Genomic DNA, 7,997 nt, shown 5'->3' with positions numbered 1-7,997 from the left:
ACGAGGCGAACGTGGAAGACAACGACAGCGGCACCTCCGTCGCCGAGATCGTCGAGGCGCTGCGCCGGTCGATGCTCGAGAACGAGCGGCTGCGCAGGGCGAACCACGAGCTTGCCGCCGGGGAGCCGATCGCGATCGTGGGCATGGCCTGCCGCTATCCGGGCGGGGTCGGTTCGCCGGCCGAGCTGTGGCGGCTGGTCGAGGCCGGGGAAGACGCCGTCGCGTCCTTTCCCACCGACCGCGGCTGGGATCTCGCCGGGTTGTACGACCCCCGGCCGGGCACTCCGGGGAAGAGCAACGCGCGGGAGGGCGGCTTCCTGTACGACGCGGCGGACTTCGACGCCGCCTTCTTCGGGATCTCGCCCCGCGAGGCCGTCGCGATCGACCCGCAGCAACGACTCCTGCTGGAAACGTCCTGGGCCGCGCTCGAACACGCCGCGATCGACCCGCGTTCGCTGAAGGACAGCGAAACCGGCGTGTTCGCCGGGGTGATGTACCACGACTACGGGGTCACCACCAGCGGCGGGAGCGACGTCACCGGCCGGGTGAACTACACGCTGGGGCTGCGCGGCCCGGCGGTGACCGTGGACACGGCGTGCTCGTCCTCCCTGGTCTCGGTGCACTGGGCGCTGCGGTCCCTGCGGTCCGGGGAGTGCTCGCTGGCACTGGCGGGCGGCGTGACCGTGATGACCACACCGGAGATGTTCGTCTACTTCACCACCCAGCGCGGGCTCGCGCCGGACGGCCGGTGCAAGTCGTTCTCCGCGCGGGCCGACGGGACGGGCTGCGCGGAGGGCGTCGGAATGCTCGTGCTGGAACGGCTTTCCGACGCACGGGCGCGCGGTCATCGGGTCCTCGCGGTGATCCGCGGCAGCGCCGTCAACTCCGACGGGGCCTCCAGCGGGATGAGCACGCCGAACGGACCGGCGCAGCAGCGGGTGATCCGGCGGGCGCTCGCCGACGCCGATCTGTCCACTTCGGACATCGACGTGGTCGAGGCGCACGGCACCGGAACGGCGCTGGGTGACCCGATCGAGGCGAACGCCCTGCTGGCGACCTACGGTCAGGGGCGCGACGGGGATCCGTTGTGGCTGGGTTCGGTCAAGTCGAACCTGGGGCACACGCAGGCCGCGGCCGGGGTGGCGGGGATCATCAAGATGGTCGAGGCGATGCGGCACGGGGTGCTGCCGAAGACCCTGCACGCCGAGGATCCGTCTCCCCGGATCGACTGGGCCGCGGGCGCGGTCGCACTGCTGACCGAGGCGCGGAAGTGGCCCGGGACCGGACGGCCGCGCCGGGCGGCGGTGTCGTCGTTCGGGATGAGCGGCACCAACGCCCATGTGGTGCTGGAGGAGGCACCGGACACCGGGCCCCGCGCGGGCCGTTCCGACGGCTGGGTGCCGTGGGTGCTGTCCGGTGCGACGCCGGAGGCGTTGCGGGCGCAGGCGGCGCGTCTTCTGTCCTTTGTGGAGAAAGAACCGGAGTTGTCCCCGGTCGACGTGGGTTTCACGCTGGCGACGGGGCGTACGGTGCTGGCGCATCGCGTGGTGGTGGCCGGGCGGGGCCGGGACGAGCTGGTGCGTGGCCTCGGGGCGGCGGCCGAGGGCGCGCGGGCGCCCGGGGTGGTCGTCGGTTCTCCGGCTGAGGGCGGCACGGCGTTTTTGTTCACGGGTCAGGGTGCGCAGCGGTTGGGGATGGGTCGTGAGCTGTGTGAGGCTTTCCCGGTTTTCGCCGAGGCTTTCGACGAGGTTGTCGCGGAGTTGGATCGGCAGCTGGGTCGTTCGTTGCGGAAGGTGATCTGGGGCGAGGACGCGGGGGCACTGGATCGGACGGAGTTCGCGCAGCCGGGGTTGTTCGCGGTTGAGGTGGCGTTGTTCCGGTTGTTCGAGGATGCGGGCGTGCGCCCGGATTTCGTCGTGGGTCATTCGGTGGGGGAGATCGCGGCGGCTCATGTGGCTGGTGTGTTGTCGTTGGCGGACGCGGCGAAGCTGGTGGTGGCGCGGGGCCGGTTGATGCAGGCGCTGCCCGAGGGCGGCGCGATGCTCTCGGTCCGGGCGGCCGAGGACGAGCTGCCGCCGTTGCCCGGCGGTGTCGGGGTGGCGGCGGTGAACGGTCCGGGGTCGGTGGTGGTGTCCGGCCCCGTGGCGGAGATCGAGCGGCTTGCTTCGCGGTTGGCGGCGGAGGGGCGGAAGGTCCGGCGGCTGACGGTGTCGCATGCGTTCCATTCGGCTTTGATGGATCCGATGCTGGAGGGTTTCCGTGCGGTGGTTTCGGAGCTTTCCTTTGCGGAGCCGAGGATTTCGGTGGTCTCCACGGTGAGTGGTGTCGTGGCGGAGGATTTCGCTTCGCCGGGGTACTGGGTCCGGCAGGTGCGTGACACTGTCCGGTTCGCCGACGCGATCGAGTTCCTTACCGCGCGAGGGGTGACCCGCTTCCTGGAACTCGGACCGGACGCGGTGTTGTCGGTGCTGGCCCGGGAATGCGCCACCGAGGACGGCCTGGTCTTCGCCGCGGCGGCGCATCGGGACCGGCCCGCGATCGAGGCGGTGCTGACCTGCCTCGCGCACGCGTTCGGCAGCGGCGTCGACGTCGGCTGGCCGCGGCTGTTCGCCGGCCGGGACGCCCGGCTGGTCGAACTGCCCGCCTACGCCTTCCAGCGGCGCCGGTTCTGGGCGGACGGCCAGGCCGGGCTCGCGCGGGACGCGAGGACGTTCGGCCAGACACCCGCCCCGCATCCCCTGCTCGGCGCGCTGCTCGAACTGCCGGGCGCGGACGGGACCGTCCTCACCGGCAGGCTCTCGCTCGAGACCCACCCCTGGCTGGCCGACCACGCCGTACACGGGGTGGCCCTCCTGCCGGGCACCGCCTTCGTCGAACTCGCCCTGCACGCGGGCGAGCTCACCGGCCGGCCCCGGCTGGCGGAACTGACCCTGCACGCTCCGCTGCCGCTCCCCGAAGAAGGCGGCGTCGCCCTCCAGGTCATGGCGAGCGCCGCGGACGAGGCCGGGCACCGCGAGCTGACCGTCCACTCGCGACAGGACGGCGCGGACTGGGTCCACCACGCCACCGGAGTACTCACGGCCGAGGACGGGGAAAGCGTCATCGAACCCTTCGAGACCACCGAATGGCCGCCGGAAGGCGCCGTCGAGGTGTCGCTCGACGGCGGCTACGAGCGGCTCGCCGGGCGCGGGTACGACTACGGCCCGGCCTTCCGGGGACTGCGGACACTGTGGCGGCGCGGGAACGAGGTCTTCGCCGACGTCGTCCTGGCCGACAGTGCCGGCGCGGACCGGTTCGGCCTGCACCCGGCACTGCTGGACGCCGCGCTGCACGCCGACCTGTTCGGCGCCGACGACGGGGACGAGGCCTTCCTGCCGTTCGCCTGGACCGACGTCTCACTGCACCGGCCGGGAGCCGCCGCGCTGCGGGTCCGCGTCCGCCGGGAGGACGGCCAGGAGGTCACCTCGGTGGCGGTGGCCGACCAGGACGGGCAGCCGGTGCTGACCGCCGCTTCGCTGGTCTCCCGGCCGGTTTCCGCCGACCGGCTCCACGCCGCCCGCGACGGGGCACCGTCGCTGTTCCGGCTGGTGTGGAGCCCGGCGCCGGTGCGCGAGGAGCCCGAACGCCGCTGGGCGCGGATCGGCTCGGGCGAGCTGGACCCGGCCCTCGGCGAGGCGTTTCCGGACGTGCGCGCGCTGGCCGCGGCCGTCGGCGCCGGAGCGCCGGTGCCGGAGGTCGTGGTGCTGCGCCCTGCCCCCGGGGCGGGCGATCCCCCGGCCGCGGTCCGCGAAACCCTGGACCGCACGCTCGCCGAGGTCCAGGACTGGCTGGCCGACGAGCGGTTCGCGAAGGCGACACTGGTGGTGGCGACCAGGGGAGCGGTGGCGGCCGGGGGTGACCTCGAACTCGGCCAGGCACCGGTGTGGGGGCTGGTCCGCGCGGCACAGGCCGAGCACCCCGGCCGGATCCTGCTGGCCGACCTCGACCGCGATCCCGGATCCGATCGCCTGCTCGGCACGGCGGTCGCTTCGGGCGAGGCCGAGACCGCGATCCGCGGCGGCACGGTCCTGACGCCCCGGCTGGAGGCGGCTCCCGTGCCGCCCGCCGGGAAGCGGGGAAGCACCCCGGGCACCGTCCTGGTGACCGGGGGCACGGGCGGGCTGGGCGCGCTGGCCGCCCGGCATCTCGTGACCACGCACGGAGTCCGCCACCTGCTGCTCGCGAGCCGGCGCGGGGAAGCCGCGCCCGGTGCCGCGGAGCTGGCCGCCGAGCTGACCGCGCTGGGCGCGGAGGTGACCGTCGCGGCCTGTGACGTCGCGGACCGGGACGCCCTCGCGGAACTGCTAGCCGGTGTCCCGCCCGAGCGGCCGCTGACCGGCGTCGTCCACGCCGCCGGGTTCGCCGAGAACGGCCTGATCGGCGCGCTGACGCCGGAGACACTCGATCTCGCGCTGCGGGCGAAGGCCGACGGCGCCTGGTATCTGCACGAGCTGACCCGGGATCTCCCGTTGTCGGCGTTCGTGCTGTTCTCGTCCGCGGCCGGGCTCGTGCTCGCGGCGGGACAGGGTGGTTACGCGGCGGCGAACACGTTCCTCGACGGTCTCGCCGAACACCGCCGGTCCGCCGGACTGCCCGCGACCTCGCTGGCGTTCGGGCTGTGGGACGTGGAAACCGGCCTGAGCCGGGAGCTGAGCGACGTCGACCTGGCGCGGATGGCACGGCAGGGGCTGCCCGCCCTGCCGGTGGCCGAGGGCCTCGCCCTGCTGGACGCGGGATGGGACGCGGACGAGGCGGTTCTCGTGCCGATGCGGGTGGACCCGGTCGCGCTGGCGGCGAGGACCGGCGAGCTGCCGGCGCTGCTGCGCGGCCTGACGCGGACACCGCCCCGCCCGGTGTCGCGAGCGGGAAGCCCCGGAGCGCCCGCGCTGGTGGCGCGTCTCGCCGGGCTTTCCCACCAGGAACGGGAACGCGTTCTGGTGGAGCTGGTACGGGAGCACGCCGCCACGGTTCTCGGCCACGACACGCCGGGCGCGGTCGACGTGCGCCGCGGCTTCCTCGACATCGGCTTCGATTCGTTGAGCGCGCTCGAACTCCGTGACCGGCTCGCGACCGCGACCGGCCACCGGCTGCCCCCGACGCTGGTCTTCGACCACCCGTCGATCACCGCGGTGGCCGCGCACCTGGCCGGGGAGCTGACCGGTGGTGACGGGACCGGAGCCGACGACCTCGCTTCGGCCACCGCGGCCGAGCTCTTCGAGATCCTCGACAACGAACTGGACCTTCCCCGCTGACCGACGGCCCGCACGACCCGCGGCGGCCGGCTCCGGGAACCCCGGAACCGGCCGCCGCGGACTGTGTCTTCGCGTCCGGTCATTCGGCCCCGGCCGCGGTGGCGGCCTCGATGGGCCGTGTCCGGGTCGAACGCCAGGTGGTGGCCAGCGTCGACACCAGGGTCACCGCCCCGACGAAGCCCAGTACGGCGAAGTACATCCACAGTGGACCGGAGGGAATCGGGCCCCCGTTCTTGACGAGGCTGAACGGCACCAGGGTGATCACCGAGGCGACGCTGCCGAGCACGATGCCGATGATCGCCGCCATCAGCCCCTCGACGCTCATCATGCGGAGCACCTGGCGCCGGGTGGAGCCGGCGAGCCGTTGCAGGCCGAACTCCCGGCGGCGGTGCCCGGTGGCCGCGACCATCGTGTTGACCACCGACAGCGCTGCGTAGCCGATGACCAGGATGACCACCGCGTAGTTCCCGGCGCGCAGCATCTGCTGGACGCTCGACTGCCCGGCGATCAGGGCACCGCGGTCGGCCGCCCAGAGCCCCGGGACGCTCTGCCCGTCCCGCATGATCCCGGCGGTCAGCCCGCCGACGTCGGTGCCCGGTGCGGCCCGGACGAGGATCCGCGTCGGCAGCCCGGGGGTCGTGTGCGGGGCCAGTACGTCCGCGGGCAGCAGGATCCGCGCGCTGTCGTCGGTCGCCGCGATGAGGGCGACCACCTTGGGGGACAGGGAACTGTTGTCCCCCAAGGTGAGCTTGATCGTGTCGCCGACGTGGACCCCGTGCTGCCGCGCGGTCTTGACCGGGATCGCCGCGGTGTCACCGGTCAGCCCGGCGAGGTCGCCCTCGACCGGGTCGGCCGACGCGGTGGCCGTCGCGTTCCCGGCGTTGACCCCCTGCAGCTTCCAGCCGCCGACCTGCGAGGTGTCCCTGGGCTGTTCGAGCTGCCCGGTGGCGGTGACGAACTCCGACGCGGCGGCGACCCCCGGAACCGTCCGGACGCGGTCCACCACGCCGGGCGCGAACCCGCCGACCGACGAGCCGACCACGACGTCGGCGTTGAGGTTGTCGCTGTAGAGGCGCTGGTTGGCCGAGTCCTCGGTGGCCTGGAGGTAGAGCACGCCGGTGGCGATGCCGGTCAGCAGGATCACCGGGGTCACGGCCGCCGCCAGTCGTTGCGTGCGGGCGCGGGCGTTCAGCACGGCGATGTCGCCCATGACCCCCGTGCGCCGGATGGGGGCGCCCAGCACCTTCAGCATCAGCTTCGTGATCCCGGGGGCGAGCAGGGCGAGCCCGATGGCGAAGAAGATCGACGCGGGACCGGCGACGCTGACGGTGAACGGGCCGCGCATGACCGCGATGGTGAAGGTGGCCAGCGACAGGCCCATGCCGAGGAAGACGAGGGCGAAGACCAGCCGCGGCCTGCTCAGCCACCGGCCCTCGATCGTGACCTCGGACAGGGCGTTCACCGGCTTGGTCCGCGCCGCGCGCTTGCTCGCGAGGGCCGCCGCGCCCAGCGCCGCGGCCATGGTCGCGATCGCGCCGATCACCGCCGGGATCCAGCCGCGTTCGAACCCGAGCAGCGGGGAGGCCGCGCCGTGCGTGGTGAACTGGTCGAACAACAGCTTTCCGAGGTACCCGCCGGGGATCGCGGCCAGCGCCGCCGCCAGTACCGAAAGCACCAGCGTCTCCGCGACGACCATCTGCCGTACCTGGCGGGGTGTGGTGCCGATCGCCCGCAGCAGCGCGAACTCCCGCTGCCGCTGCTGGATCGACAAAGCGATCATCGACGCGACCCCGAACAACGTGGCGAGCAGCGTCCAGCCCGCGAACGCGCCCGCCAGGATCTGCAACCGCCCGGCGCCGGTCCCGACCTCCGGGAACTCCGCGAGGCCGCGCTGGTCCCCGGTGAGCACCACGGCGTGCTTGCCGCCGACCGCCGCCGTCAGGCGCTTCGCCAGATCGCTGATCTCGGTGCCGGGCGCGGGAAACACGGCCAGCGCGTCCACCTGGCCGGGGTGCGGGGTGAGCCGGGCGGCGTCGGACGCCGAGAAGAAGACGGAGGGATGGTCGACCGTGGGCCCGGACGGGCCGGCGAGCCCGGACACGGCGAACCGCCCGGTCGTCCCGTGTGCCGCGATTTCCACGGTGTCACCGGTTTTCACCCCGGCCCGCGCCGCGAGTCCCGCGTCCAGGACGAGCTGGCCGGGCGCGTCCGGCGCCGTGCCCGAACTCAGCGTGTAGGGCGTGAGTGGCGCGGAAGTCCAGGCGTGGCCCAGGGAACCCTGGCCCACCGGCCTGCCTCCGCTGACCACGGTCGCGGGGAACGAGAGGTGGTCGACGACGGTGGCGGCGCCCGGTACCGATCGGGCGGCGGCCGCGGCGTCGGCGTTCACCCTGGCCCATTCGGAAACCGTTTCCGACGCGTTGTCCTGGTCACCGGCGACCACGATCGGCGCGGCGGCGAGCGTTTGCGGGGCCACGGCGCTGCGGAGTCCCGTTTCCAGCAGAGTGCCGCACGCGGTCACCAAGGCCGCTCCGGCGAACAACGCGAGAAAACTCGCGATGAACGCCGTTTTGCGAAAACTGAGTGTTCGCAGAGCGATTTGCCACATGTGCCGATCCCGTCTCCCCATGGACCGCCAAGTGCGAGTCCTCCAGCCAGGCTATGGGCGGGGCCGGGAGCGGGAAAGGGGGCGCACCGGTGCGCGGG

General features: G+C 73.4%; 1 protein-coding gene and 1 pseudogene. One reads left to right on the top strand and one right to left on the bottom strand.

What is annotated here, in order from left to right:
• Nucleotides 1–44: 44 nt before the first annotated feature.
• A pseudogene (locus ABD987_RS03690) lies at nucleotides 45–5,291 on the top strand (type I polyketide synthase); the annotation flags it as partial.
• Nucleotides 5,292–5,370: 79 nt separating this feature from the next.
• Here the strand turns inward: ABD987_RS03690 and ABD987_RS03685 are convergent.
• Nucleotides 5,371–7,899, bottom strand: coding sequence for an ABC transporter permease (locus tag ABD987_RS03685; RefSeq protein ID WP_345386897.1), 2,529 nt, complete (start codon nucleotides 7,897–7,899; stop codon nucleotides 5,371–5,373).
• Nucleotides 7,900–7,997: the final 98 nt, after the last annotated feature.

The organism is Amycolatopsis samaneae, from assembly GCF_039541975.1.
Lineage (GTDB): Bacteria > Actinomycetota > Actinomycetes > Mycobacteriales > Pseudonocardiaceae > Amycolatopsis > Amycolatopsis samaneae.
The sequence above is the reverse complement of the archived record's forward strand: the minus strand, read 5'-3'. Positions and strand labels throughout refer to the sequence as shown.

Bases quoted from the DNA above. Each gene is read 5' to 3' on its own strand.
- ABD987_RS03685 (WP_345386897.1), bottom strand. From the start codon at position 7,899: ATGTGGCAAATCGCTCTGCGAACACTCAGTTTTCGCAAAACGGCGTTC.